Annotated in this window: 3 pseudogenes; all 3 read right to left on the bottom strand. The window is 43.4% G+C overall.

Annotated elements, in window-relative coordinates:
- Positions 1 to 51 precede the first annotated feature (51 nt).
- A pseudogene (locus DP116_RS27865) lies at positions 52 to 483 on the bottom strand (ABC transporter transmembrane domain-containing protein); the annotation flags it as partial.
- A 285-nt stretch (positions 484 to 768) separates the two neighbouring features.
- A pseudogene (locus DP116_RS30855) lies at positions 769 to 960 on the bottom strand (cysteine peptidase family C39 domain-containing protein); the annotation flags it as partial.
- 732 nt (positions 961 to 1,692) lie between these two features.
- Positions 1,693 to 2,197 (bottom strand): annotated as a pseudogene (locus DP116_RS27855) (pentapeptide repeat-containing protein); the annotation flags it as partial.
- Between the last annotated feature and the right edge of the window lie 195 nt (positions 2,198 to 2,392).

Here is a 2,392-nt window from a genome sequence, read left to right as displayed (position 1 = left end):
GGCATGTGGCGTCCCTGGGCTAAAGCCACAGGGTTTTCATCTCACCCACTATAAACTCAAGTCGAGGCGGTTGGCAGTGTGAGTAAAGATGAATAGGCGTAAGATGCCCAAAGTTGCCTCAAAAAGAGCAACAATCAGGAGGGCGATCGCCATCACATCCAAAGTGCCACGGTTTCCGTACACCAATGCTCTATCGATGATAAACTGAGTGATAATCGGCGTTGCTAACCCCAACAATTGCAGCGCAAAAGAAAGTAACAGGACTTCTGCTAGCAACTTGCGGTAGCGCCAAATCGCAGGGACAAACCAACTGAGGTTGAATTTCTCCTGCTTTTGGATTGGTTCGACTTGCCAAAGTTGTCCATCCCAACTTTCCTCAAGCATCTTTTGGGGAACGCTTTCGCAAGTTTGACTGAGGTTGGTAGGATTGGCAATAATTAAGCGATTACCCTTCATGCCATACACAACAATCCACTCTTGCTCTTTCCCCCCCTTGCTAAGGCAGGGCTGTTTCATTCCCTAAAAGACCCGAATTTACAAGCGTATCAACCAAAAAAATCAGGTAGTTCAAAAATTTTATTTGCTCATCAGTCTGGCGATAAGCCTCTGGCTTGACGCAGAGCGTATCGCACTTAAATTTACTCGTTGAAGTAGTAATTTTTCGATTGCCGACTCCCTAAAATTTCTGGCTGATACTCTTGACAAAATCCTTAGCTGAGCGAATGAAACAGCCCTGCCCTTGCTAAGGGGGGGATGAAGGGGGGGTTGCCAAAGCAGCAAAGCAGGGAAAGATAATGAGCGCAAATCATTCCAAGTCACTTGTAGCTGTCGCAGTTGCAACCCCAACTTTTCAGCAGCTTCCATCACATCATTAGGGTGCTGTCCCCGGAGTTGACGCTGTACAAACTCCAACTGGATGGGATTTTGTAGATATTGAGCTGCCATTGTTAAGCAAGCAGCCGCAGTGTTGGGACTCAAGATAAATGGATAGCCCGATACTGGTTGGGGTGAATTAGGATCTTGAGGTTGATAGCGCGATCGCTCTTGCTGCCAAAAGCTATTTAATTCTAAAGAAGAAGCTTGCTGCCACAGTGCTGCATTCCAGCGTACCACCTCCACATCTTTGCTAGATGCCACAGCTTTAAAATTTCCAGAAAGTTCTAATAAATCCCCAAACCAATCTCCTGCTTTTAAAGTTGATGACTTAGGGTTTCCCTCTTCTCTAAGACGTACATTTCCCGAAATAATTAAAAATTGGCTTCCAGGTTCATCTGTAGACCAAATTATATTTCCAGTTTGATAACGACCAATTTCTGCTTGATTTCTCAACTGGATTTGCTGCTCAGGAGTTAGCAAGCAAAAAGGCAACTCTTCCCAGCGTAAGTTCATGATTTATCACTAAAATTTCACCTGAAGCTTGACATTAATATTTTGAATTTTCTCTTCTAACCATTGCTCAAAAATCTCATCTTTTTTTGATTGTCAATCCGTAATTTATGCTACCTTTACAACTATTTTTATGTACTAAATGTGGCAAAGCTACTGAAGACTTTTAGCGATCGCTTTTCAAGGACACAATCCAACTTTTTCACGTTGCTCCTTACCCTCAATTACATTCTCGTTAATTATTAGCTTTTGCACATTTATATTTGTGTTTTTTTGTCAACTACTTTTACTGGACTGGCTCTCTAGCAGTGTCAGCGAACCACGGAAAACACTGATTTCGGTCGATGCAGTTGATTTTGCTAAAAGCGATTTACAGTCTTTGGAACTAGGTAAAGCTAAGGCGAGTGACTGCAAGCAAACTTCGCGGAGACGTTCCAGTTGTTCTTGTTCAGTTGAGGTGAAAATGGGGGCGATCGCGCTTTGCATACAAAGGCGTTCTCAAACCCAAATCACTACCAAAAAAATCTCCCTGAATCAGAGAACGACTTAAATCTAAACCCAAAGGTTTTGAACCTGCTTTTTGCAATTCCTTTCGTAAAATTTGATAGAACATATCCCGAAAAATTGCATTTTCTGGTCGTAAATATATCACCATCTCCCGTAAATCTACGACAACATTGCCTTCACGAAGAATGGGTGTATGCAGTCGTTCTTGCAATAATTCTGGAGTTAAAGGAGTACGTTCTATTTGTGCAGGTGCTCCCCACACGGGTAGGGGTTGTGAAAACAACAAGAGCGCACATAAGATAATCAATAAGCCAGCTTGTTTTAACTGACCTACCCAGATGACCTCTTTGCAATCAAAATACACCACCACAGATGAAAAAACCTCACCCCCCAACCCCCTCTCCGCAAGCAGAGAGGGGGAGGTATTTTTTACCCTGCTTGCTTGCAGAGAGAGGGAGGTATTTTTTCCCCTCCTCGCTTGCGGGGAGGGGTAAGGGGT

The organism is Brasilonema bromeliae SPC951 (assembly GCF_012912135.1).
GTDB classification, from domain to species: Bacteria; Cyanobacteriota; Cyanobacteriia; order Cyanobacteriales; family Nostocaceae; genus Brasilonema; species Brasilonema bromeliae.
This window is presented reverse-complemented; position numbering and strand designations above follow the sequence as displayed.